This is a genomic window from Thiosulfativibrio zosterae (assembly GCF_011398155.1).
GTDB lineage: Bacteria > Pseudomonadota > Gammaproteobacteria > Thiomicrospirales > Thiomicrospiraceae > Thiosulfativibrio > Thiosulfativibrio zosterae.
The window spans coordinates 108,230-133,683 of the sequence record NZ_AP021888.1; the positions used below are offsets into that span (position 1 = coordinate 108,230).

Annotated in this window: 21 protein-coding genes; 6 read left to right on the forward strand and 15 right to left on the reverse strand. The window is 45.6% G+C overall.

Annotated features, from left to right (window positions below; translation table 11 throughout):
* Nucleotides 1–151 precede the first annotated feature (151 nt).
* The 14 genes from THMIRH_RS00440 to THMIRH_RS00505 form a co-directional block, all read right to left on the reverse strand.
* Nucleotides 152–598, reverse strand: a complete 447-nt coding sequence (locus THMIRH_RS00440) for a YqaA family protein (protein WP_173289679.1) — start codon at nt 596–598, stop codon at nt 152–154.
* On the reverse strand, nt 595–2,298 hold the full coding sequence (locus THMIRH_RS00445) for a BatD family protein (protein ID WP_173289681.1): 1,704 nt from the start codon (nt 2,296–2,298) through the stop codon (nt 595–597). The genes THMIRH_RS00440 and THMIRH_RS00445 overlap by 4 nt, the downstream gene beginning before the upstream one ends.
* A 4-nt stretch (nt 2,299–2,302) precedes the next feature.
* Nucleotides 2,303–4,429, reverse strand: a complete 2,127-nt coding sequence (locus THMIRH_RS00450; RefSeq protein ID WP_173289683.1) for a VWA domain-containing protein — start codon at nt 4,427–4,429, stop codon at nt 2,303–2,305.
* Nucleotides 4,429–5,499, reverse strand: a complete 1,071-nt coding sequence (locus THMIRH_RS00455; RefSeq protein ID WP_173289685.1) for a VWA domain-containing protein — start codon at nt 5,497–5,499, stop codon at nt 4,429–4,431. The genes THMIRH_RS00450 and THMIRH_RS00455 overlap by 1 nt, the downstream gene beginning before the upstream one ends.
* The gene (locus tag THMIRH_RS00460) at nt 5,499–6,032 is read right to left on the reverse strand and encodes a DUF4381 domain-containing protein (protein ID WP_173289687.1); all 534 of its coding nucleotides are present in this window, start codon (nt 6,030–6,032) and stop codon (nt 5,499–5,501) included. The genes THMIRH_RS00455 and THMIRH_RS00460 overlap by 1 nt, the downstream gene beginning before the upstream one ends.
* Entirely contained in the window at nt 6,032–6,931 is a 900-nt protein-coding gene (locus THMIRH_RS00465) for a DUF58 domain-containing protein (protein ID WP_173289689.1), read from the reverse strand. Before THMIRH_RS00465 ends, THMIRH_RS00460 begins: the two co-directional genes overlap by 1 nt.
* Nucleotides 6,932–6,946: 15 nt before the next feature.
* Nucleotides 6,947–7,906 carry an AAA family ATPase gene (locus tag THMIRH_RS00470; RefSeq protein WP_173289691.1) on the reverse strand — a complete coding sequence of 320 codons (960 nt, stop codon included), beginning with the start codon at nt 7,904–7,906 and terminating at the stop codon, nt 6,947–6,949.
* Nucleotides 7,907–8,057: 151 nt separating this feature from the next.
* Nucleotides 8,058–10,859 carry a methyl-accepting chemotaxis protein gene (locus THMIRH_RS00475; protein ID WP_173289693.1) on the reverse strand — a complete coding sequence of 934 codons (2,802 nt, stop codon included), beginning with the start codon at nt 10,857–10,859 and terminating at the stop codon, nt 8,058–8,060.
* A 137-nt stretch (nt 10,860–10,996) separates the two neighbouring features.
* On the reverse strand, nt 10,997–13,309 hold the full coding sequence (locus THMIRH_RS00480) for an ATP-binding protein (protein ID WP_173289695.1): 2,313 nt from the start codon (nt 13,307–13,309) through the stop codon (nt 10,997–10,999).
* Nucleotides 13,306–14,181: a substrate-binding domain-containing protein gene (locus THMIRH_RS00485; RefSeq protein WP_173289697.1), complete on the reverse strand. Its 876-nt coding sequence runs from the start codon at nt 14,179–14,181 to the stop codon at nt 13,306–13,308. Before THMIRH_RS00485 ends, THMIRH_RS00480 begins: the two co-directional genes overlap by 4 nt.
* 116 nt (nt 14,182–14,297) lie before the next feature.
* Nucleotides 14,298–15,290, reverse strand: a complete 993-nt coding sequence (gene cmoB, locus THMIRH_RS00490; protein WP_173289699.1) for a tRNA 5-methoxyuridine(34)/uridine 5-oxyacetic acid(34) synthase CmoB — start codon at nt 15,288–15,290, stop codon at nt 14,298–14,300.
* A 41-nt stretch (nt 15,291–15,331) separates the two neighbouring features.
* Nucleotides 15,332–16,060, reverse strand: coding sequence for a carboxy-S-adenosyl-L-methionine synthase CmoA (cmoA, locus tag THMIRH_RS00495; protein WP_173289701.1), 729 nt, complete (start codon nt 16,058–16,060; stop codon nt 15,332–15,334).
* A 125-nt stretch (nt 16,061–16,185) separates the two neighbouring features.
* The gene (locus THMIRH_RS00500) at nt 16,186–17,109 is read right to left on the reverse strand and encodes a DNA/RNA non-specific endonuclease (protein ID WP_173289703.1); all 924 of its coding nucleotides are present in this window, start codon (nt 17,107–17,109) and stop codon (nt 16,186–16,188) included.
* The gene (locus tag THMIRH_RS00505; protein ID WP_173289706.1) at nt 17,102–17,875 is read right to left on the reverse strand and encodes a methyltransferase domain-containing protein; all 774 of its coding nucleotides are present in this window, start codon (nt 17,873–17,875) and stop codon (nt 17,102–17,104) included. The genes THMIRH_RS00500 and THMIRH_RS00505 overlap by 8 nt, the downstream gene beginning before the upstream one ends.
* Nucleotides 17,876–18,053: 178 nt before the next feature.
* On the opposite strand from THMIRH_RS00505, the gene THMIRH_RS00510 reads away from it, so the two are divergent.
* From THMIRH_RS00510 to THMIRH_RS00535, 6 genes are read left to right on the forward strand one after another with little or no spacing between them, the layout of a single operon-like run.
* The gene (locus tag THMIRH_RS00510; RefSeq protein ID WP_173289708.1) at nt 18,054–19,046 is read left to right on the forward strand and encodes an AAA family ATPase; all 993 of its coding nucleotides are present in this window, start codon (nt 18,054–18,056) and stop codon (nt 19,044–19,046) included.
* Nucleotides 19,047–19,059: 13 nt separating this feature from the next.
* Nucleotides 19,060–20,082, forward strand: coding sequence for a DUF58 domain-containing protein (locus THMIRH_RS00515; protein ID WP_173289710.1), 1,023 nt, complete (start codon nt 19,060–19,062; stop codon nt 20,080–20,082).
* Nucleotides 20,082–20,582 carry a hypothetical protein gene (locus tag THMIRH_RS00520; RefSeq protein WP_173289712.1) on the forward strand — a complete coding sequence of 167 codons (501 nt, stop codon included), beginning with the start codon at nt 20,082–20,084 and terminating at the stop codon, nt 20,580–20,582. Before THMIRH_RS00515 ends, THMIRH_RS00520 begins: the two co-directional genes overlap by 1 nt.
* Nucleotides 20,575–21,759 carry a vWA domain-containing protein gene (locus THMIRH_RS00525; protein ID WP_173289714.1) on the forward strand — a complete coding sequence of 395 codons (1,185 nt, stop codon included), beginning with the start codon at nt 20,575–20,577 and terminating at the stop codon, nt 21,757–21,759. The genes THMIRH_RS00520 and THMIRH_RS00525 overlap by 8 nt, the downstream gene beginning before the upstream one ends.
* Complete coding sequence (locus THMIRH_RS00530; protein WP_173289716.1) at nt 21,749–23,746, forward strand: VWA domain-containing protein; 1,998 nt, start codon at nt 21,749–21,751, stop codon at nt 23,744–23,746. The genes THMIRH_RS00525 and THMIRH_RS00530 overlap by 11 nt, the downstream gene beginning before the upstream one ends.
* Entirely contained in the window at nt 23,740–25,260 is a 1,521-nt protein-coding gene (locus tag THMIRH_RS00535; protein ID WP_173289718.1) for a hypothetical protein, read from the forward strand. The genes THMIRH_RS00530 and THMIRH_RS00535 overlap by 7 nt, the downstream gene beginning before the upstream one ends.
* Here the strand turns inward: THMIRH_RS00535 and THMIRH_RS00540 are convergent.
* The gene (locus THMIRH_RS00540) at nt 25,197–25,445 is read right to left on the reverse strand and encodes a hypothetical protein (protein ID WP_173289720.1); all 249 of its coding nucleotides are present in this window, start codon (nt 25,443–25,445) and stop codon (nt 25,197–25,199) included. The genes THMIRH_RS00535 and THMIRH_RS00540 overlap by 64 nt on opposite strands.
* Between the last annotated feature and the right edge of the window lie 9 nt (nt 25,446–25,454).

Consider the following 25,454-nt stretch of genomic DNA (forward strand, 5'->3'; position numbering starts at 1 on the left):
AAGTTTTGTTTGTTCGTGGATAATATTAACTTATGAATTATGTCTTGGCGAATTGTAAGTTTTAATGATTGAGTTAGTTAAAAACTATAGGGTTTTATTTAATAATAAATATTGGCAATGATTAGCTGTGCGCAACTGCGGTTTCTGAAAATTAAACAACGCTGAGAATACCGACTAAAACCGCATAACGCAGCCCTTTGCCGAGGATAACTAGGACAACAAAAAGCCCGAAGTGCATTTTTAAAATGCCGGCGACTAGGGTGAGGGCATCACCGATGATGGGTAACCAAGCAAACAAAATACTCCATTGACCATAACGCTGAAAATGCATTTGCGCTTTATTGAGGGTAGGTGGGCGGATGGGAAACCAGCGTTTATCTTGATAATGAAGCAGATAGCGCCCCAAGCCATAATTGATGATAGAGCCTAAACTATTGCCAAGTGTCGCCCAAAACCACAGAGCCCAAATGTCATATCCTTGGGCGGCCAGGGTGAGTAAAAAGGCTTCAGAGCCCAAGGGTAACAGGGTTGCGGCTAAGAGCGCAATAACCATTAAGCCCAGATAAATGTCCCAATTCAGCAGGAAATTAACGGTCATTTTTGTGGGTAAAGGGCTTGTAGTTGCGGTTTTTGTTGAGCCTTTTCTGCGGTTTGTGGTTGATTAATCAGGTCGCAAATTTTAATGAGTAGTCCATCAGGTAACGCTTGCTGATGAAATAAATGCGCCTTTAAGGGTTTTAGTAATTTCGTCAGTTCTGGGTTGTTTTGTAGGCCTGACTGGTTTTGTAAATACTGATTAACCCAGCGATAAAAGTCTGCAGGTGTTTGGTTGGCATCGCATTGGGAATGATTTGTGGGTGTAGGGCTGATTTGAGCGTCAACATTAATGGGTGCTAACGCCAACTGCGAAAGTTGTTTTTTGAGTTTGCGGGTTTGTTGCCATTGCCAAATCCATGCGCCCAACAGCAGCACAACCAAACCACTTAACGCTAACTGCATGGTGTTTGAAAATGGTGGAGCATTTGCAACATGGGTTTCATGTGGAACCAAAGTATCTGGCAAAGCATTGGGCATATTGCTAGCGGGTGAAGGCGCTGGAAGACTTGGGTTATTGAGTGCTGGCAAAACCTGTAAAGTTTTGGCGGGTAGCTGTGCGGTTTCTAAGGTTTGGGTTTGTGTATTCCACCAGTTAAGCGTAATGGCAGACAGGGTTAGGGTGCCGGCTTGGGTGGGAATAATCGCCATTTTAAAGAGTTTTTCACTTCGGTAACCATCTAAAGCGGCTTGCTCATGGGTTTGTGGTTGGTCAGGGTAAATTTGTAAGCCTGTTTGATTTTCAAAAGCCAGCGCGGGTAATTGCGAGCCCAATTGCCCCAACGCGTTGAGTTTGATGGTGCGGGTTAAGCTGTCGCCCACATGCAATTCATTTTGTTGTGAATTGGCGGTTTGCCAGGTTTCAGAAAGGCTGATGTTTTTGGCGGGTAACCAGTTGGCTTGCGCAGGAAAAGAGCTCGGTTTTTGCAGCACTTGTAAGGTGAGTTTTTCCGAGTTGTCATGAATGGCACGCAGTTGACTGCCCAATTGCAAACGACCGGTAAAGTCTTGGGGAGCAATCACCAGTTCGCCGCTTTGCTGGGGATAGAAGGCATAACTCCACTCAAACACTTCATAGATTTGACCATTGATTTTCTTTTGATATGTCTGTTGGTTTTTGAGTTGTTTAACCAGCGAGTCGCCAAATTGTGGGGGTCGAATACTGCCATCAACCAAACGACCGAGATGAAAAAATCGCAAGTTATAAATGACTTCTTCTTGCACATAGGCAGAGGTCTTGTTCAATTCTGCTTCGATAAAAGTGATTTGATTTTGTGTGCCATAAGCCTTGGCTTGAGTTACGCGTATGGCTAAAGGATTACTGCGCGCGCCTTCCACTTCAAAACTGGGAATGCGCAGTTCACCGGTTTGTTTAGGCGTCATCTGTGCCAGCCATTCGGTGGTGGAACTGTATTGACCATTGATGATTTGCATATTGGAACTGCGTTGCGAACCTAAGACATCAAACTGATCTTTTAGGGCTTCAAAATCAGGGGAGGCGGCATAGCTTTGGAAGTCGGCAATGACGCGCACACTGATAATATCGCCCATTTCAATTTGCCGATTATCGACTTCTGTGACCAGGGTTTTTGCCCAGGCCTGGTTAAAATTGGCGCTGAAAACCCCCAAAAAAAGACTCAAAAATAACAGATGTATCCAACTGCGTTGGCGATGGCTAAAGTGCTTGTGACCAGTGTGAATCATAGGGCTACCATATTTTGTCATTAGGCTGAGCTTTGCTCGGCGCTTGTTGTTGGTATTGATAATCAAATTTTCGTTTTAAAAACAGTTGCGGTTCGTCTGGAATTTGGTTCAGCCAAGTTTGGGTGGCTTGTTGTTTTTCGGTTTTGCCTAATGCGGCAGCACTGCCCATTTGACCTTGTGCTTTCAGCGCTTCTTGATTGAGGTCAGTATCGCTTTGCTCGCCCAATTTTGAAGGTTGTTCGCCGTTTTCATCAGAGTTTTCAAGTTTCTGTTGGGTGTCTGCGGCTTGAACTGATTCTTGGTTCATGTCTTGCCCCGCTTGCTGACCGCCGGCTTGAGCGTTTTCTTGACCTTCTTTGGCCGCATCGGACTCACCTTGCTGTTGGGCTTGTTCACTGCCTTGGCTTTGTTCTGAGTTTTGTTGGGCATTTTTATTGGGCGTTTCACCGGCATTTTGTTTGGCTTGTTGTTCAGCGTTTTTATCCCGCGGATCGGTAGATTGCCCGCCATTTTTTAAATCATTATCGGCATTCGGTTGTGAATTTTGGCTGTTATCTTTTTGCGCATTCTGCTCATTAGAAGGTTTGGGGGTTTGCGCATTTTGCCCAGCTTGTTGATTAGGTTTAGGGGGCTCAGTTGGCTTTTGTTGATTAAGGATTTGCTCAATTAAGTCCAGGTTGTCTTGGGCTTGTTTAAAATTGGGTTGTTGTTTGAGAGCGGCCTCATAAGCGATTTTGGCTTCATCAAGTTTGCCTTGTTTGGCTAAGGCATTGCCAAGGTTGTAAAAGCCTTCAGGGGTTTTTACCCGCGCAAATTGTTCGGCGGCTTTGGCATATTGCCCCAATCGATACAAGCTGGCGCCTTTCCATTCGGCGGATTCAAATCGGGTTTCGGCACGGGCATAGTCTTGCTTTTCAAACAGTAAATAGCCTTGGCGATCGGGGGTGATAAAGGCATCGGTAAAAGACAAGCCGGTATCGCGTTTTTCGCCAATCAGTTCTGGCATAAAAGATTTAGAGGGTTGCGCTTTTTGTTCGGTGGTTTCTGTTAAGACTTCCTCTGCCGCATAAACCGTTGGGGTAGGTTGTAAAAAAACCAAGCTAACAGGCAATGCCACCCAGCTAAGTAACCAACCTCTTCTAAAAGCCAAAGCGGCTAAAACCACCAAGCCCCAAAGTAACCAAACACCTTCTTCAATCCAGGCATCTAAATAAGGATTTTGCGTGGTGTTTTCATCATCACCTGCTTTGGTAGCGGTTTGGCTGGTGACCAGTGTTGGTGGCAAAAGAGTATCTACATCACTGTTGTTTAAACTGAGTAGCTGGAGTGGGCTGTCTAACTCATTGGCGAAATCTTGCAGGCGTTCAAGGGGCAGTTTGGGTAGCACAATACGGCCTTCCTCATCTTTTAGCAGACCAAAATCTGGGATTTTAACAGGGCCACCTAGCGCGGTTCCAACCCCATAAATGGCTAGGGTTAGGTTGTTTGAGTTAAAGAAATCTTTAAGGGTTTCTTCTTGCTTAGGCTCTAAATCATCGGTAATCCAAATAATGTGGCCTTGTTTAACCTGTGCACCTTCAATTAAATGCTTGGCCAATTCCATCGCTTCTAAGGGGTTAGCGCCATAATTGGGCATCATGGTGGGCGATATATTGGGCAAGAGTCCTAGCAGGGTTTGATTGTCTTGTGAAATGGGGGTTAGGGTGTGTGCAGAACCGGCATAAACCACCATGCCGACCGCCATTTCTGGGTGTTGGGTGAGCAGGTCACGCAGTTTGAATTGGGCGCGACTGAGGCGATTGGGTTTAAGGTCGTCTGCCAACATAGACAGTGATAAATCAAAGACCACAACGGTGCCTTGCAAGTTACTTTCGGCGGGCATTTTCACTTGCTTCCAAGTGGGGCCGCTCAGTGCAATGATGGCTAACAACCAAATCAGCCCGAGGCCCACCAAAGGCCAAAGTCTGGGTGAACTTTCGGTGTTTTGCGGTAACAATAGCGTTTGAAATTGCGGGGCAATCACTTGCGACCAAGCGCCTTTTTGTTGTTCTTGGCGAAATAAACGCCATAACAGCAGCACTAAAGGCAGTAGGGCTAAGAGCCAAAGAGGGCGCACAAAATGTAAGTCCATTAAGCTTTTCCTCCACGAGCTGTGCGTCGCCAAGCCAAGATAAAACTGAGCAATAAAGCAAGCCCTAAAGGCCATTGAAAGAGTTCGGTGCGTAAACGATAGTGGTTCACTTCGTGTTCGGTGGCTTCAAGTTGGTTAATGGTTTGATAAACCTGGTCAAGTTGCGCCGTGTCTGCTGCGTGGAAAAATTGGCCATTGGTCAATTTGGCAATTTTTTGCAAACTGGCAATATCCATGTCATTACTGCTAAGGTTTAAAAAAGCGTCTATGCCCGTTAAACGCTGTTGGCCACCGATGCCAATGGTGTAAATTTTTAGCCCCATTTCTTGGGCTTTTTGCGCCGCATCGATGGGGTCAACCGCGCCGGCGGTGTTTGAGCCATCGGTGAGTAAAATCAATACGGTTTTCTTTAAAGCGTTTTCGGCACCCGATTTTGCGTGAATTTGGCGCAGGTGTTTGAGGGTGAGCCCTATGGCATCCCCAATGGCGGTGTTATTACCTGCCATGCCAATTTGCGAGTCGTTAAGCAGGGTTTGCACGGTTTTAAGATCGTAGGTGAGCGGACTTTGCAAAAAGGCTTGGGTACCAAATACAATCAGCCCTAAACGGTCGCCTTGGCGCTCGCCGATAAAGTTTTCGACCACACTTTTTACCGCCATTAAACGGTCAGCAGGATGGCCTTCAACCCGCATATCTTGTTTTTCCATGGAACCCGACAGGTCGACTGCCAACATCATGTCTTTGCCGCTTTCTTCAAAAGGCGTTGGGGTTAAATACCAAATAGGGCGCATGGCGGCCAAGATGAGTAACCCCCACAATAAAATTAAAAACCAAGAGATGCCCGCCGATTGGGTATTGGGCGCCAGCCAACCTTGCGATTGATTGGCACGGTTAAAGCGTTGTAATAGGTGGGGCGCTAATAATGGAATTTGGGTTTGTTCGGCGGGTTTCCAAAGCAGGCGCACTATCCAAGGCAAAGGCAGAAATGCCACCATCCATGGCCAAATAAAGCTGAGATTTTGCCAGACAGACACCCAGGTGTGAAAGTTGAATAGGCTCAAAAAAGTCATTATTTGTGATGTCCCTTCATCCAAGCTTGCGCATAATCAATCACGCCAGCCAGTTGCTGTGCGGAAATGGGTTGGGTTTGATAACTGGCCGCCATCAAGTCGGCAAGATTGTCAGGCTGGTCGATGTAAATCGCCGTGTCTTGCAAAAAATCAATCCAGGCTTGACCGGTTAAAGGCGCAACGCGTTGTCGCCCATAATGGGTAATCGCCACTTGTTTAAGCAAATGATTAAGTGCCATTAATTTAGCGGCAGGTTCAGAGTGTTGTGCCAGCGTAGGTTGCAACAGTGCCAAAGCCTCGCGGCGATAACGATTGTTTTGGTGACGCACCCAATAGTACCAAGTTAACCCCACGAGAACACCTAATACCCCAACAATGACCGCCCAAATAGAGTTGGCTAAAGGCCACCAAGACACTGGGTCTGGGAGTTGAATGTCATGCAATTGTGCCAGCAGGGCTTGCTGGGCTGGTTCAGCTAATTTGGCCAAATTGGCAGGCGCTAGGTTTGGAGATGCTGAATCAAGGTCGGCCATTAACGCAAGACTCCTTGTTTAAATAAACTTTCTGCAGCTAGGTCAGCGGTCGAAACACTTAACAGCGGTACTTTTAAACGCGCCATTTGTTGTTGAAGCGCTTGCCATTCTGTTTGATACAAGCTCGCGTAGCCGTCGCGCAATTGGCGGTCAGCAGCATTTAACTGTTGTTCATTTATGCCATCGCTGAGGCGCACTTGCCCAAGGTTGGGCAAATCCTTTTCTAAGGGGTCAAAGACATGAATCGCATTGATATCACAATGGCGCTTCAAGGTTTGTAACACCCCAAATCCTTCCGCTGGGAAACCCATAAAATCCCCTAAAAGCATCAATTTTTGACCAGGCCTGGTCATTTTTTGAAGCTTTTTGAGGGCTTTTAGCCAATCACCGGCATCGCTCACATTGGGTTTTTTGAGCGCTTGCTGGCATTGCAGCCCCGCATGAAACAATTGCATTAAGGTTTGTTGTTGATGTTTTGGGTCAATCCAAATGCTGTTTTGATGATTAAACACCAAACCGCCCACCTGATCACCTTGATTTAGGGTTGCCCAGCCCAGTGCCGCCAAAATATGCAAAATTTGATCGGTCTTAAAACGATGCTTAGAGCCAAAAAAACAGCAGGGCGTTTGTTCAACCACAAACAACACCGGTTTATCGAGTTCTTCACTGAACACTTTGCTGTGGGTTTCGGTGGTGCGGGCGCTAACTCGCCAGTCTATGTGGCGAACATCGTCACCTGCTTGATATTGTCTGACTTCTTGAAACTCCATACCGCGGCCTTTACGCAGCGCACGATGCCCACCGCTTTTTTGGAGGTTTTGCTGGTGTGCCAGTTTGCGGTGTTTCACATGGAACCGAATCGCCAGTAAATCTTCAAGGTTTGAGTAGGCAGAAATCATAGGTTTTGTTGCAAGTTAAACCACAGGAACCAGCGTTAGGATTTCATCAATCACTTGATCAACGCTCATGCCTTCCGCTTCTGCTTCAAAACTCAGGAGTAAACGGTGGCGTAACACATCATGCACCACCGCCTGAACTTCTTCTGGGGATACAAAATCTTGCCCTTTAAGCCACGCCAAGGCTCTTGCCGCACGCGATAGGGCGGCGGTGGCTCTTGGGCTAACGCCATAGTCAATCCAGCGCGCTAAGCGTTCGCTGTAGTTTTGCGGTTGGCGGGTGGCAATGACCAATTCAACAATATAGGTTTTAACGGCTTCTGCCATATGAATATTAAGAATGGCTTCACGAGCGGTGAATAAATCAGCTTGCGAAACGGCTGGCGGTTTAACAATTTCGTGTGCTCGGGCTTCATTTTCAATGAGTTCTAAAATAAGGCGTTCGCTGTGTTTATCTGGGTAATCGATTTTGAGGTGCATTAAAAAACGGTCAAGTTGCGCTTCGGGGAGCGCATAGGTGCCTTCTTGCTCAATGGGGTTTTGGGTAGCCATGACCATAAACAGTTTTTCTAGAGGCAGGGTTTTGCCGCCCACACTCACTTGATGTTCTGCCATGGCTTCTAGTAAAGCCGATTGCACTTTTGCTGGCGCACGGTTAATTTCGTCTGCCAAAATCAGGTTGTGAAATATAGGCCCAGCTTGAAATTCAAAAGTGCCTGTGGCGGCTCGATAAATATCCGTTCCGGTAATATCGGCAGGCAATAAATCAGGTGTAAATTGAATGCGCTGAAAGTTGCCTTCAACCACTTCGGCTAGGGTTTTGATGGCTTTGGTTTTTGCCAGACCTGGCGGGCCTTCTACCAACAGATGTCCATCACACAATAAGGCCATCAACATGCGTTGTGTTAGGTGCGATTGGCCAATAATTTGTTGGTCTAGGTAGTTTTGGAGTTGTTCAAATTTTGTAGAAAGTGACATGGCAATACTTACTTTAGTAATGAGATGTTTCAATTATAAAGCAAATACTCAAACGAGACAGCCATCAACCTTGAGGATAGTTTGAAAGCGCCCAATAAAAAACGCGCAGGAAGCGCGCGTTTTTAAGGTTTTTGAAAAAAGGGCTTTTTACTTAACCGTTGGCAGCCGCTTTTTCTAGGGCATTGATGGCGGCGATGACTTGTTCTGATAAGCCTTCGATTTTTTCAATCTCTTGGTCTGCAATATCTTCTTCGACGCCATCCACCATCAAAATAACCCGCTTAATTTCAGCGTGTAATGTTTGGTGGATTTGAATCAATGCGCCAAACTCAGCTAGGTGCTGGTGTTTTAAGCCTTCCGAATCGAGCCATTTACCGAGTTCACAGCTATGAGAATCCGTTGCGATTTCAACATTTTCAGGTTTCGTACCCACATGAATTAACTGGCTCATATGAGAGCGCCAGCCACGATGCGCACGGCGTGCTTTGGCGAAGGTGAAGTCGCCAGTTTTAATGGTGGTGTCTAACGACAGCGCATGGGTATCAATGGTGAATGACCCAGTTAAATCGACCATGCGAGTGACTTGTTCATTCATGCGTTGCGTGTCACCGGCGATTTGGTCAACCAACGCAGCATTTTGTTGGGTAATTTGATCCATTTGCGAAACCGCTTGGTTAATTTGCCCTACGCCCAAGGCTTGTTCTTCAGCCGCTAAAGCGATTTCTTTGACCACTTCAGACACTTCATTAATACGGTTGTTGATTTTATTTAACATATCAGACGATTCTTCAGCAAGCTTGGTTCCCGCATCTATCTGTTGAGTGGTTTCGTGAATCAAGGTGGTGATGTCTTTAGCGGCATCGGCTGATTTTTGCGCCAAGTTACGAACTTCCCCCGCAACGACCGCAAATCCGCGACCATGTTCACCCGCACGCGCGGCTTCTACCGCAGCATTCAGCGCTAATAGATTGGTTTGGAAAGCAATGCCATCGATGAGCGTGGTGATTTCTGAGATTTTGGCACTGGCTTCATGAATGCCGTGCATGGCGGATTTTGCACGCCCCATAATTTCTGCGCCTGATTCGGCATCTACGCGCGCGTTTTCTGCCAAGGTGTTGGCGTGTTTAGCATTGGCAACAGAGTTTTGAATGGTCGAGGTAATTTCTTCCATAGAGGCGGCAGTTTCTTCAATAGACGCCGCTTGGTTTTGGGTGCGCTCGTTGAGTTCAAAGTTACCTTTGGTGACATGTTTGACATTCTCCAAAGCACCCTGTGAGGTGATTTTGATCTCCGTAAACATACTGGCAACATTACTTAAAGAGTTGTTAATGATGTCTTGTAAACGCGCCAATTGTCCGTGGAAATGCCCCTCTACTTTCGCGGTTAAGTCACCAGAAGACAGTTTGGCTAAACTGTTTGAGAAACCATTAAAACCACCATTTAATGCGTCTAAAGTGGTGTTGATGTTTTGTTTTAAGGTGTTTAAATCACCTTGCAACTGGGTTGTAATGGTGTGCGAGAAGTTAGCCTGTGCCATGAAGGTAACCACCGTATTGATTTGCGAAATAGCAGAATTTAAATCTGTAGCGGTTTGTTGCAATTGCGATAGGGCATCTTTAAATGCGCCTTGGGCATTGATGTCACCCACTCGAACGCCAAACTTGGCTTGGCTCATTTCACTGAGTACGCGCCCCATTTCTAACATGGTGTTTTCTAGGTTGTCAGCGGTTTGGTTAATAGCCAGTTTAAGGGTGGCTAAATCGCCGTTAGCGGCAGTTTGTACACGATGCGACAACTCACCTTTTTCAATGGATTGCATGGTTTCAGAGATGGCATGAATGGTATTTTGCAGTGTTTTTAATAAGTGGTTAAAGTCTTTGGCCATCAAATTGACTTCGTTATGACTGTCATCCGTTTTCACGCGGATTGAAAAGTCGCCATTTTTGATGACCTGAGCAAAGGTGCGTTGTAAGTCTTTAACGGGTTTGATTACCATGTTGTTCAGTGAGAAGAGAATAACGCCCATCATCAGTAATAAAATAATCACCACGGTTAATACTTGAAAAATGATTTCACTTTTGATGCCATCTAGTACTCCGTTTAGGTGGCTATCAGGTTCTGCAATGATGTGCATCCCGACTTCTTTACCGCGCATATCTTTAATGGGTTTGCTGGTGACCAGCATCTGGTTGTGAATAAGCCAGCCTTTTTTGCTGAGCTCCTTTAAATCAAGGCCTTGTGCAAAGCTTACTGAGTCTGCACCAAACCAGTCGTTACTGGCCAATACATAGCTGCCCACTGCCGTATTATCTTTGGCTTTGGTACTGATGCTTAAGGCTTCTTGGTTAAGGAGCATGAGGTAGTGGTCATTTAACTTTTTAAATTCTTTATGAATAGAGCCTACACCCTGAATAAACTCCAAAGAACCCACATAGGTTTGGCCATCAAACAAAGGCGTGATTCCACGAATGGCTAAACCTGTTCTACCCAACTCTAATACTTCGATGGGTTGTTTTTCTTTAATCACCTGTTCAACACCAAAGCGGAAGGCTGATAAGTCGTCACCATTTTTGGTATTCCAGCTTCTTAAAAATGAATGGTTGTCTGGGGTATGAATATGGATTTTGACATTTTTAGAATTGGTGTGGTCTTTAAAGGTTTGCGAAATGCCCGCTAGGATGTCTGAGGCGGCAGCTTTGTCACCATTTTTGACCGCCTGCACCAGTTGACGATTGGTGGCAACCGAAATAGCGCCGGTTAAACCGATATCAAACTTTTTGTTCATCTTGTTTTGCACCAGCGTTAAAAGCTTGGTGGCTTCTTCTGTGGCGGTTTTTTGGTATTGAGTTTGATAGTTCATCACACCATTAGCAATCAAAGTGGCTAAGACAACCAATCCGAGCAACAGGGTGATAAGAATGATTTTGGCTTGTAAACCAAGGCGCTGAAACATGATGGGCTCTCCAATAGGGTTAACAGACATAGTTTAACGATTAATGTTATCTAGAACGATAGAAAAAAATAATGGGTTTGACTTAAGTTTTAATCAGTCTTTTAATCCGTCAAACCCAATTTCAACGATTAGAATGCTTAGACGCCAAGAAAACGCCTAAAAATTTCAGTTAATTTAGGTAGATTGATGGGTTTGGTTAAATATTCATTCATGCCGGCTGCCAAAAAGCGTTCGCGGTCGCCTGTCATGGCATTGGCGGTGACGGCAATAATCACCAGAGGTTGTTTGTAAGGCAGTTCGCCCTTGGCTTCCAAGATACGAATTTGCTTGGTGGCTTCTATGCCATTTAAATTGGGCATATTTTCATCCATTAATACAAGGTCGTAGTGACGCTCTTGAAGGGCGGTAATGGCTTCTAAACCATCATTGGCAATGTCGAATGTGAGCCCTTGTTTTTTCAACAGAGCGCTCATGAGTAATTGATTGGTTTTGTTGTCTTCTACCAATAGCAAATGCCCTTCAATTTGGGTGCTATTTTCAATTTTAGGAGCATCATCGGGTTTCAAATCTTGACAGATTTTGGCAGGAATACTAAACGAAAAACGACTGCCCACATGCAGTTCAGATTCGCATTTGAGCTCTCCGCCCAACATACCAATCAGTTTAGCACTGATGGTTAAGCCCAAGCCTGTGCCGCCATATTTTCGTGTGGTGGAGCTTTCAGCCTGCGAAAAGGCTTCAAAAATGCGTGCCTGAAATTCAGGTGTCATCCCGATACCTTCGTCAGACACTTGGCAAACCAAGCAACCGTTTTGGTAGTCAACGCTGAGCGAAACAGCCTTGTTAGGTTCCGTAAACTTAATCGCGTTAGACAATAGATTGCTGATGACTTGTTTAACTCGCAAAATATCGGTTTCAATGCAATTTGGCAGTGCATCTGAGAGCGTGATATTAAAGTTAAGATTTTTTTCACTGCAACGCGCCTTAAAGAGATCAGCGGTGCTGCTGAATTCTTTGCGCGGATCAAACGGACTGGGGTCGATATCCAGCTTGCCGCTTTCAATTTTACTGAAGTCTAAGATGTCATTGATAATGCCCAACAGAGAATGGCTGGAGCTGTCTATGGTATTGAGGTATTTGGTGTTTTCAGCATCATGAGTTTTGTCTTTCATTAAACTGATAAAGCCCAAAATGGCATTCAGTGGGGTGCGAATTTCGTGGGACATATTGGCCAAAAACTCGCCCTTGGCTTGCGTGGCCGCCAGTGCTTTATTTTTTTCAATTTTCAAATCTTGGTTGATGCGCTCATTTTCAGAAATATCGAACATAGAAATAATGTAACGCTCATACTTGGTCGATTTAACAGCACTGACTTGGAAGATGGTGGTTTTGCCTTGATAGCGAAGTTTGGCTTTATGGGTAGCATTAGGATTTTGTAGGATATATTCAATCCAGTTTTTATCTTCAAAACGATAAACATAGCCTTCTTCTTTGACAAAGAGTTCACAAATACATTGATAGCTTTTTGAAAAACTTTCTAAAGAATCGAATTCTCTAAAGAAAGAGAAGAAACCGCCACTGGCATCTATGATGTTCACGCCGTCATTGACAATGATGATATTGCTTTGTGAGTCTAAAATGTCTTGAGTATAGTCTTGGTTAACTTCGATTTCTTTGAGGTTGTTTTTAATGTTTTGGCTGAGGCGGACAAACACCAAAATACCAAAGAACAAGGCCACTAGCGTAAGCCCCATTTGAATATTGCGGTAGTCGTCTTTTTGTCCTTCAACCTGTTCTTGAATGCTGCGTGAATCGAGTTTATTTTGATAAAAAATACGATTGGCATCTTCTTTTATGCGATGAAACAAGGGTTTTAACAGTTTAACTTCAAGGTTTAACTCAGTGAGTTTTTCGGCCAGGAGCGGGCTTTTTTCCATGCGCAACTGGTCAATGTAATCTTGCATGCCTTTTAAAGAAGCCAGTTTTTGATTGATGATGCCAAATTTTGGCACTATGTCGGCATGAGCAAATGAAAAGCTATTGCGTTTTTCAGGCTTATAAATCAACGATTCAAATTGAGCCTCGGTGTTGGGCAAGTTTAAGTCGATACGATGTTTATAGACCCCGCCTTGGTTCAAAATTTCTAAGGAATGTTCAATTTCTTCTTGTTGTTCTAGAATTTCATTTTTCAAAATACGACGCAAATGGGGGTTGGGAAAGGACGCCATTTCAAAGAAATGGGTTTCCATTTTTTGAATTTCTAAAATAATTTCTTCGCCGATTAGGGTTTCTATGTGCGCATTTTTAACTTTTTGGTCAAGTACAGCGATGAAGTTTGCAATACTTAGGTTAAGTATGGCTTGCGAACCTAGGCCGATAAAAAACACCAATAACAAAAGTGAGAGGTTCTTTGAGGTAGAGTGGTTGTGATGATGATTGCGATTTTTCATAGTTTTGACTGCTTAGACTGAGTTTCGCGAAGCTTGGACAGTTGCGCTTGCAGTTCGCTGGGGGTGAAAAATCCATAGTCAGCGAAAACTTGTAAACCATGTTCGCTGCTGGCAAAAGCCATAAAGGCTTTGGCAAGATCGGGATGTTTTGAAAACGACAGTAAATTCAATTCTAAGCGTTTGGGTTTGGCAAGGGTTTCTGGTAGCAAAATGGCATCCACATAAGGCTTGTGGTCGGGCCACTGGGTGGTGGCATACCAGTTGAGCGCAATATCGGCATCGCCATTTTTAATGGCAGTGTAAATGCGGTGTGAGTCGGTCGTAAAGTAAGTCACATTTTGATAAACCGCATCGGTAATACCGACACTGTCTAAAAGCATTTTGGCATTTTTGCCCACTGAGCCAGATTCGGGCGATGACAAAACCACAGATAGTTGTGGGTTGGTGAGTTGATTTAAGTCATCCGTTAAGTTTTTGGGGTTGCCTTTAAGCACTTCAAAAGACAAACGGTTATAACCCACTAACACATAGTCTGTGAGCAAACCTTCCGCTTTATTTTTAATGCGATAACTATCTGAGCCAGGAAAATAAATGTCGCCCAAGCGTTCAACTTTTAAGGTGTTATAGAGATATCCAGAGGCGCCTTGCTTAATTTCGATGCTGATGTTGTGTTGTTTTTCAAACTCTTTGGTCAGAATCATCAGTGGCTTGACCATGGTAATGCCACTGTAAATGGTCAGTTGTGGCTCTGCTTTAACACTGCTCAGGGGCGACTGCTCACAGCCACTCACTAATACAAAACTTAACAATAACAACAGAGACTTAGACCATTTTCGGGTGAGCTTATCAAAAGGTGAAAACAAGTTAGTCATAAGTGTCTCTTAAAAAAGGCTAGTGGCGTTCAAAAGCAAATCGTAATAATCCTTATATTTTTAATCTTTTGAACCCCATAAGTAAAGCCTTAGTTACGGTTGATGTGCAAAAAATTCTATTTGGGGGTATTGGCAATCATCACGGCACGCAGTGGGGCGGGATAACCTTCGATGGTTTTGCTTGAATCATTTGGGTCTAAAAAGTCAGCAAGGGATTTCCAAGTCATCCATTCTGTGGCGCGTTGCTCCTCGGTAGAGGTTTGGTCTAGGTCAACACAACGCACATTTTGATAGCCGCAACGCGTCATCCAATGCGCCAGTTCTTTAATATTGGGTAAAAACCACACATTATTCATTTGTGCATAACGCTCGTTTGGCACCAGCACCTGAGCATAGTCTTCTGGTACCACTAGGGTTTCAAGAATCAGTTCGCCACGGGGTTTGAGGTGACGCTTTAAATCGAGTAGATGGTCAATGGGTGAGCGACGATGATAAAGTACGCCCATAGAAAATACCGTATCAAATCCGCCACCAGTCAGCGGCACGGGCAGTTGTTCGAGCGTGAGCGGTAAAAAATAAGCAGGAACGCTTTCGCCGATGAAATGTTTGAGTACCAAAAATTGAGTCATAAACAACAGGCTAGGATCAACGCCCACCGCCAACTTAGCGTCTTCGCCCATCATGCGCCATAGGTGATAACCGCTGCCGCAGCCAATATCTAAAACCGTGCGATTTTTTAAGGGTGAAATATGCGGCAAAACGCGATTCCATTTCCAGTCAGAATGCCATTCGGTATCTATATAAACACCTTCAATTTCAAACGGCCCTTTGCGCCAGGGTGAAAACTGTTTTAACAGTTCTGGCAGTTTGGGGGGCGTGCGGTTAGGCGTTGTCTGTGCTAAAACCGCAGAACGATTGAGTTCAAAATGCTCACTGACAGGATATTCTAAAATATCCAGTAACGGCGGTAACCAGCGCTCTAAATTGCCATTGATGTCGGGGCGCAGAGCGTCTTCGAGTAAAGGTGGTAGGGTGTTTTGCCAGTCTATGAGTTTGGTTTGTTGCAGTTTTGGCCAAAAATGTTGGTAATGCTGGTGATAGGGTTTCATGTGAAACAATTCCTAAGTTATATGCTTAATACGCTGATTTTTTAAGCGCCTTTAATGGCTAAAAAAGACACGAAATTATAAGCCTGAAACCATTGTGCCGCACTGCTAAAACCCGCCTGTTTAAAACGCGCTAAATGTTGGGCATGGGTATCGCTGATGAGCACATTTTCTAAAGAAGCACGCTTTTGGCTGATTTCGAGTTCCGAATAGCCATTGGCGCGTTTAAATTGTAAATGCAAATGTTCTATGGCTTGCTGGGCGGCGGCGTCTTCAAAATGAATTTTTTCCGACAAAATCAAAATGCCACCTGGTTTTAGACCTTGATAAATTTTTGTAATCAAGGCTTGGCGAGCTTCGGGTGCGATAAACTGCAAGGTAAAATTCATCACCACCACGCTGGCATTTTCGATGGGCATATCCGACATATCGGCCAAATGGAGTTCAATCGGAATGTCTGAGTGATAGGCGTGAATGTAATCGTAGGCGCGTTTAATCATCGATTCAGAATTGTCGATGGCGATGATTTTGCAATTAGGCTGAGTAATTTTGCGGCGCATGGTTAAGCTGGCAGCACCCAGTGAACAGCCTAAATCGTAGAGCTGGCTATTGGCTTGCGCATAGGTTTCGGTGAGTTCGCCTATGCCGGTTAAGATGGTTTGGTAACCCGGCACCGAGCGTTGAATCATGTCGGGGAAAACCGCTGCCACCGAATCATCAAATTGAAACGCGCCCAAGCTTTCATGCGGAACGCTGAAAATCGTATCTTTCAAACAAACACCTTTTGCCCAAGTTTAACCGAAGTTTTACCAAAGATTAGCCTGCGCCACCAGCGACGCTAAAAATGCCCATATTATACGCAACTTCCCAATCTTAGGTTAAGGTGAAAACAGGGTTTTTAATAGCGACTTTTTTGGTTTTCCACGCTGGAAAGTGACCAGGCCTGGTCGTTTTTGGAGGCTTCTAGGGTATTTTCGATGGTGTCTGGTAATTGCCAAAAAAAGTCTAGGCCGGTGAGCGCTTCGACCTCATCCACCGTGCTCACAAACTGGGTGAGTTTGGCGCTGGTGCGGGCATTTTGCGGCATGATGATGGCCAATACTTGATAAGGGCTATTCTCATCTTGGTTTTCTGTGGCTTCACTTGGTCGAATAAAAATTTTGTAAAAGGCTTTTGGAATGGCGATGCCAGAGTTTTTAAGGGTTTGGATTTGCGAAGGATCGGCGTCAAAAATTGGGCCGGTGACCACCCAAAACTCGGGATATTTTTTGGAGAAAAAATCCGCCGCAACTTCTTCTAACCTTTGCCAGGTTTTGGTGTTTAGGCTGGCTTTTTGCGGTGAAATGTTCGACATTAAAAAGGTTTCGGCTTGCGCCTTTACGCCATAACGGCTGGCAATTAAGTAATTGGGAGCATGATGCCCTCGGGTATAACCCGAGCCAGTATAGTCTTGTGTGGTTACGCCCGCTAAAGTGCGCCAGTCGCGTCGAAACTCAGGGCGTTTACCAAAAGATTTTTGCGCTTGGGTCACTCGGTAGGTAACCCAAAGTGGATTGCGATATTTTTCAGAATAGCCCAGCATAAACCCTTCATTGCGCAGAATGTGGTTGCGCCAGTCGCTTGCGGGTTGTCCTACCTCTTGGGGTATGCCCATAAAACTCATGGCGGGGCGCGCAACGGTCACTTCGTAGCCATACCAAGTACCGCCCAGACCGATGATAACAATCAACCCCATTAGGATATGTTTGGGTTGGCGAAACAATTGGCTGACCAAGCGACGAATAAGGGTGTTGATCAAGCTAGAGGCAAAGCGTTTAATCATGGCAAGTTTCTCGTTTACGGGCTAAAACATGGATATAACGCCCCATGTGACGATAAGTGGGTTGACGACAATAGCGATATTCTAAAGCAAACAGCTCGTCCATATCCGTTTTGGCAAGCGCTTCGGGTGTCATATAGTCGTGAAACACCCGAATCCCCGTTTCTACTTGCACCTCAAAATCCCAGTCTTGTAGCCAAGCCAAAACATCTTCTGGATATTGAGGATTGGGCGGCGTGAGATTTTTGCCTTTGCCTAGGTAGCTGTCATTGAGAATATGTTCTAAACGCCAATCGCCCTTGAGCACATTGGTGTAAACCGTGGCGTTGCGGTTGTAATAAAGCAACGATAAATACCCCTTGGGTTTAACCTTGTCGGCCAAAGCTTGCAAACTTTCCTTGGGTTGTGCCAGCCATTCTAAAACCGCATGACTTAGAATTAAGTCAAAAGCATCCAACTGCGGCGCAAGGTCTTGGGCAGCTCCTTGCAAAAACTGAGCGGGACAGTAGGCTTGTGCAAAATGCTGTTGCGCGCGCTCTAACATTTTGTGCGATAAATCACAGAGCGTGAGTTGATGCCCCGCTTGGGCAAACCACAGTCCCATTTGACCAAAACCACAACCAGCATCCCAAATCTGTAAAGGCGGTTGGGTGTGCAATTCTGCTAAATCTTCTTTTAAGAGTTTTAAGCGCCAATCGCCTTTACGCGTGTCATAAACACGTTTTTCAAATTTATGAATCAGCTTGTCAAAGTTGCGGTCTTGTTGCATGGTCTTGCCTGTGGGAATAAAAAGCTGATTATGATGAGTTTTGCAGAATTGTCAAAATCTGCTTGGCGATTAGTGAGTGGGATTGCAAAATTTTCTTATCGACCAATAAATATTAACAAAAGCTAATAAAACGACAATTTGCTAAGATTATCTTCTTAATTGATTGAAAGGAACGGTTATGGTCAGTCCTGCGGTGTTTGCCGAATTAAAAACCCATTTACAACGTGTTATCGTTGGGCAAGAAGCCTTGCTGGATAGAATGATTATTGCGCTCTTAACGGGAGGGCATGTGTTGCTAGAAGGACCGCCGGGTTTGGCAAAAACCACCGCCGTCAAAACCTTAGCGGAGAGTGTAAAGGCGAGTTTTCAGCGTATTCAATTTACCCCAGATTTAATGCCGGGTGATGTCATGGGTTCGGAGATGTTTGATTCCAAATTGGGTTCATTAAATTTTGTGAAAGGGCCGATTTTTAATGAAATTGTGTTGGCCGATGAAATCAATCGTGCGCCACCCAAAGTGCAATCTGCGCTATTAGAAGCCATGGCCGAAAAACAAGTGACCGCAGGCGGGCAAACCCGTGCTTTGCCAGAGTTGTTTATTGTCATGGCCACGCAAAACCCTTTAGAACAAAGCGGCACTTATCCTTTGCCCGAAGCACAGCTGGATCGTTTTATGGTGCAACTGAATTTGTCTTATCCCACACCCGCCGAAGAATTGGAAATTTTGCGCCGTGATCGTGCGCGCCATTTTGGAGAAGATAAAGCCACTTCGCAGCCTTTGCTCACCCCAGAGATGGTTTTACAAGCCAGACACGCCATTAGCGAACAATATGTGTCGCCAGCAGTTGAGCAATATATGGTGTCTTTGGTGAGTGCCACGCGCCATTTAGAGTCGCTTGACGACAAAATGGCCGGTGTTTTAGATATGGGCGCTTCTCCACGCGCCACCTTGGCGTTGTTGCACGCGGCAAGTGCATTGGCTTGGCTGCAAGGCCGTGCTTTTGTGACGCCTGAAGATGTGCGTCAGTTATTACCAGATGTCTTGCGCCACCGCATTCATGTAAGCTTTGCTGGGCGCGCGCAGCAATGGACGCCGGATAAAGTCATTCAAAAAATACTCAGCCAGGTGGAAGTGCCCTTGGCGAGTAATTTTGCTCAAGCAGCTTCTTAACAGGTTGCGAAAGATGGCGACGATTGAATGGCGGTCTTGGGCGCAACGCGGCTGGCAAGCCCTGTTGCGCCGTAGCGCTTGGCAAAAGGCGTTTCATCATCCTGCCCATGACCCCATTATGAGCAGTGCGCAAATTAAAGCCTTGGGCGCGCAATTGTCCTTAATGCCGAAAGCACGCTGGATAAATCCTTACGCCAGTGAGGCGCGCAAACAAGGCGAGCAGGCCAGTCGTTATTTGGGGTCTGGCTTGGAATATGAAGAAAGCCGTCCTTATCAACTTGGCGACGAAGTGCGTCGCATTCATTGGCGTTTATTGGCAAAAACCGGGCAAGCCTATACCAAGCTATTTCAAGAAGAACGCCAAGCCGGCTGGACGCTGATGGTTGACCAACGAGCAGCGATGCGTTTTGGCACCCAGCGTCAATTAAAAGTGACTCAAGCGTTAAACGCGGCAGGTTATTTTGCGTGGCAAGCGCAACAAGCCGGTTTGTCGATGGATGTGATTCGTTTGGCGCAACAAAGTGAGCATTCGGCCAGTTTTGAGGGGCGAGGCTTGTTTGAATCCATTCTGCATTTTTTGGCGATTCCATGTCCGCCGATTTCACTGTCCGCTTCACAGCCAGAAGTGCGTTTATTGGACGAACTGTTGGATTGCCAGCAACATTTATTGGCGGGCAGTCGGTTGGTGATTATTTCTGACTTGGCGGATTTTGATGAGGCAACGGGTTATGCCTTGGCACAGTTGCAACAAAAAGTAGCGGTGCAGGTGGTGTTGATTTCCGATCCCGCAGAGCATGAATTACCCAGCGTTGCTGGCTTAAAATTGCAAGGCTTGTTGGGTGAACAGCTAACGCTGTCGATCGAACAGCGCGACACTTATCAACGCTGGGCTAAACAATATTTCGATGACAAGATAAAGCATTTACAAACACTTGGCGTCACTTGGCAGCATTTAAGTACCGAACAAGATGTATCTGTGTTACTTAACGACTTTGCGAAAACTCCGACTTCTTTCTTACAAACCGAGTCAGCCTAATGCCCAATACCGAGTTAATAGACATTTTGTTGCCGCAAGATCCTGGTTTTGACTGGGTATTTTGGCTAGAGCGTTTGCTAGAGGGTTTGGCAGGATTGGGCGTGTTGGCGATTTTAATTTGGTGGCTTAAAAATCTTTGGTTGCCGCTGAGGTTAATGCTGCAATATCGAATTTTAGTTTGGCGCCAACAACGCTTGGCTTTACCAAAATTGCTAATGCAGTGCCAAGCTTGGCGAAAAGCGTCATTACCTTTTTGGCAAACTCAAACGGATTATGCGCAAGCCGATTTCAAAGCCTTTGGCTTGGCGTTAGATCAAGCCTGTTATGGAGCGCAAAAGGTTGGCGCAGAGGTTTCCCGTGAAACCTTAATGGATTTATTGGGTGCGGCGGCACAACAAGCATGGGATTTGGCGCGCATTGATAATCGTCTTTATTGGCGCAAACAATGGCAAGCCATCAAGCAAGGTTTTACAGCTCAGTCAGGAGGTCAGCATGACTGAGTGGTTATTGCGCCTTTCCCAGCAAGCTCAAAGCTGGCAAGAATGGGCGGCTATTAGTTTTGCGCAACCCGATGTATTTTGGCTGGGTTTGTTATTGCCATTGTTATGGCTTTCAAAGTGGGTGGGCGTGTGGCAAGTGCGCTCTGATTGGCAAGCAGACCTTGGCGCCACTCAAAATGCTTGGTTTCGCCACACCTTAATTGAACAGGCTTTTGCCTTAAAAAGTGCCCAAAAACAACCAGGCCTGGTTAGTTTTAAACCCAATTTAGCGACTTTTTGGCGCCAAACGCTCTTGCAAATCTTGCGTGTTTTGGTGGTGCTGATGGTATTGGTTGCTGCGGCACAACCGCAAAAAATCACGGTCTTTAAAGAGCCGCAACCGCAAGCCAAAACGGTGCGTGATTTGGTGTTTGTGGTTGAAAGTTCGGCATCATTTTTATTGCCTGATTACCAAGTTCAAGGTCAAGCAACGCCACGCATGACGGTGGTTAAACAGGTGCTCGATCAGTTTATGGCTGGCTTGTCGGGCAATCGTTTTGGATTGGTTTTGTATGCCGAGCAGGCCTATACGCTCATGCCTTTAACCAATGATTTGACTACGGCAAGACTCATGTTGCAACGCTTGCGTCCCTATCTAGCAGGGCGCACCGATGAAGCCATGGGCGAGGCATTGGGCTTGGCACTTCGCCAAGCTGAGCAGGATACGCCCAGCACACAAAAGCGCGTGGTGGTGTTGATTTCGGATGGTTTATCGCGGCCGAGTCGTTTGCCCATTAATCAGGTGATTGAATATGCACAAGCAATGAATTTACCCATTTATACCATCGGGGTCGGCGCAGGTTCTGCCGAAGCTGACCAACGCATTTATCGTGGGTTACTGTATCAACCTTTGGAATCCAATTCTTTAAAGACCTTAGCGGAACAAACGCTTGGGCAATATTTTCAAGTGACCAGCGGACAAGATTTGCAAAAAGTACTGCAAACGATTGATCAATCCGAAGGGGTTGCGGTGGCAGAGTCGCTGGTGCGTAAACAAATTTCGGCACTCTTTGAATTGCCCTTGGCTTTGGGGCTATTGAGCTTATTCATTTACACTCTGTTGCGTTTAATCTGGCAAAAACATCTGAAAGTCCTAGTTCCAAGCACGCCTGAACCGGAGAGTTCTCATGTTGGCTAGTGTATTGGCGTTATTTGATGCGTCGCTCTGGTCTAGTTGGCAATGGCAAACACCAGAGTTGCTATGGCTAATAGCTTTGCCAGTGTTGCTTTGGCTGGTAATTTTCTTAAAGCGCCAACAGCAACAAACTCTCTATGCGCAACGCCATTTATGGGATTGGGTTAAGGTCGATCAATCGCATCACATTTTGGCGCATAAAAAGAATCTGCGCTTTTGGTGGCATTTTTTCGGCGCTTTACTTTCTTGGTGGTTTAAGCCAATGCAACTCTTGGCTTGGGCTTGGATTTTTGCGGTTTTGGCACTTGCTGGCCCGCGAATTTTAGAGAGCACGCCGCAACAACAGCAACGCGCGGGTGTGGATATTATGTTGGTGCTGGATTTGTCGCGCTCTATGTTGGCGCAAGATGTTCAGCCCTCACGGTTTCTATTCAGCAAAGCTTTAATTGAATCTTGGGTGAATCGCTTACAGCCGAATGACCGTTTGGGATTAATGGTGTATGCGGCCAAACCTCATTTAGTGGCGCCCTTAAGTTTTGATCGTAGCTTGTTTGCGCATTATCTTAATTTAATGGAGCCAGGCATTTTGCCAACCGAAGGGTCTGAGCTGGAAAATGCGATCGGTTTTGGAGCAGAGCACTTACGCGTCACCGCCGGTCAGGCATCGGTTTTAGTGGTGTTAACGGATGGGTCAGAAGAAGACTTTAAACCGCAAGAGCGCTCAGAGGATTACCAGCAACTGTTACAAACCGTTGCACAGCGCTCAGCCGAGGGAAAGCAGTCTTTGCCCATTTGGTTATTGGGTGTGGGTGGTCCTCAAGGCATGGCGATTCCTGATGCAACTCATCAAAGTGGGCGTTATCACCATAGCGGAATTTTAGTTACCACGCGTCTGGAAAGCAGTCGTTTGCAACAACTGGCCAAATCCGTGGGCGGACAATATTTACCGGCTGATGGCAGTGCCGAATTTATCGACACTTTATTGGCACAAACCAAAAATTTGGTTAAACAAAGACCTTCAATGGGTTCAGAGCAAAACTGGCGTTCTTTGGCAGCAGGCTTGACTTTTTTGAGTCTTTTGGCGTTGATATGGGCATTTTGGGGAGGACATTGGCGCAAAACGACACATTTAATTGTTTGGCTGTTGGTCGGATATTTGTCAGTGGGCGCACCCCAACCGCTGCAAGCGGCAGAATCGACCATGATTTTAGAGCAACAAGGCTATCAAGCTTTTCAAGCGGGCGATTATGAAAGTGCTTTACAAGCCTATGATGCCTTGCCTAATTACCAAGGTTGGATGGGCGCTGGGGCAGCGGCTTATAAATCGGGTGATTTAGAGGCGGCGGTGATGTATTTTCGGCAAGCCATCATCGCTGGTGAGTCGCCACAGCAAAGAGGGGGTGCTTTATATAATCTAGGCAATGCCTATTACCAAGCAAATTTATTAGCACCCGCTGTTGAAGCCTATCAACAAAGTTTGATTTATGTGCCTGATGATCCAAATACCCTGCATAACTTGGCGTTAGCCCAGCAGCGCCGAGCGCAAGAAAAAGGACAACAAACTTCGGATGAGCAATCGGGTGATGGACAAGGAAAAGGCGCTAAAAGCCGTGATGCCGATGGCGCTTTTTACGGCGGTCAAAAACCTAGCGAAGAACAGGGTGAAGGTGTGGCGGGTGATGCACCAGAGGGAAACAAAGATGGCAAAGAAATGTTGCTGCCCTCTGAAGAAGATCGTACCCAATTTGGCTTACAAAATTTTGCAGACACCTCCATTGAACTGCAAAGCACAGCTGAAGACGCTGGGCAAATGGGCAATGCCATTTTGGCACAGCAACGCCAGCAACAAGTGATTGAAGCATTTGATTTAAAAATGCAGTCTTTAGAAGATGCACAAAAAGCCTTATTACAACGTTTGTTTGAAAGAGAAGAAGGCTTTCAAGCGCCACAATCACAAGCGCATTCAGTGCCAGGAATTAAGCCATGGTAAGTTCGACTAAATTAAAAGTGATTATGGGTGCATTCTTAGGGGTTTGCTTGGTTTTGATGTCAACTCTAGCAGAGGCAGTTGTGAAGGTTTATCCCCGAACTGTGCAGCTAGGTGAGCCGGTGACCTTGGTGCTGACGGGTGAGAAGATTGAGCAGGATTTTGAGCAGATTGATAAATCGCCCATTCGCCAGCATTTTGAAATTTATGAAGTTGAGGGCAATGCCGACCGAGTGCGTTTAACGCTTTATCCATTAAGGGTCGGCGATTGGACGCTGCCCAAGATGCAGGCTGGGCAAATTGATTTTGCAGGCGTAACGATTCAAGTCAAAGAAAACAGCGCCGTTGAGGTTAAATGGCAACACCCAGATTCGAGTTTACCCATTTTTGCGCAACAACGCTATGTTTGGCAAGGCGTCGTTAAAACTGAGCCAGAATTTGCGGTGACCTTAGAAGCGCATCCGCATCAAAAACCACCGATTGAAACATTTTTTACGGCGCAACCGGTGGCAATCGACAGAGGGTTGTTTGGCGAAGAGCGCCATTTTTTAATGGCTTTTTGGAGTGAACAGGCTGGCAGTTTTGCGCTACGCTCACCCGTGATACGCGTTAAAAATAATAGCCAAAAAACTTGGTTGTTTTTTGATAACACTCAAACGGTGAAAGTGAAGTCCTTGCCTAATTATTTGCCACTGAATATGCCGGTTGGTCAGCTAGCAGTGCAATCAGACCCCTTGCCGTGGTTTTTAGAAGCGAGCGAGCTCAATCTTTGGTCTTTGCGTGTCACAGGTGACAATATCCTAGCGGATAGACTGCCTAATGTGCCTCAAAAACTGCAAAATTCACCTGCCTTAGAATGGCTGTCACCCACCCAAAAACAATACCAGGCCTGGTCAAAATTGGGCTGGAAAACCACTCAAATCTGGGAAATGCCTTTTCGCGCGCAACACTTAGGCTGGGTAACTTTACCGCCATTGCGTTTAACTTATTTTGATGTGACCACGCAACAACTTCAAGATGTTGTTTTGCCCGCCACCTTAAAATGGGTATTGCCCAGCGGGGCGTTTGTGTTTTTTAAAACGCTCATAGGGTTTTTGGGATTAGGGCTGGGTTTATTGCTATGGTTGTGGGTGAAAGCGTGGTTTTTGAAATGGCAAACCTATCGCATGATAGAAGCAGCCACAGATAATCAGCAGGTTTGGTTGGCTATACGGCAATTGATTATCAAGATTCAAAACGATAGTTTTGGACAAATTAAGCCGCAGTTTAATGAACTGGCACTCTCAATTGAAGCGGGGTTTAATCTTTGGTTTAACCAAAATAAGACAAATGTTTCACATGAAACACTTGATGTCATTGAGGCATTCAACCGCCATTTCTATGGCGCTGAAGCTTTACCTTTGCACGAATCCCAAAGACTCGCGCAAAGTTGGTTGTCACAACAGTCAGCGACTCAAATGTTATTAAATGAGCTGCGAACCATGCGGTACTTTTTGAAAGCAACGCCCAAAGCATAAACAATCGACACGACCAGTACGCTAAATCCAACCCAAAATAAGCCTTGCGAAAAAGCGTTTTCGCGCACAAAACTCGGTGCCATTAAAATTAAGCCAATCACCAAGCCCAGTGTCATGGTTTTAATAGAAATTTTTAAAATACTGCGCACGATGAGTTGTTGGTGTTCTTTGCTGTTGATGTCCATAAATGTCCT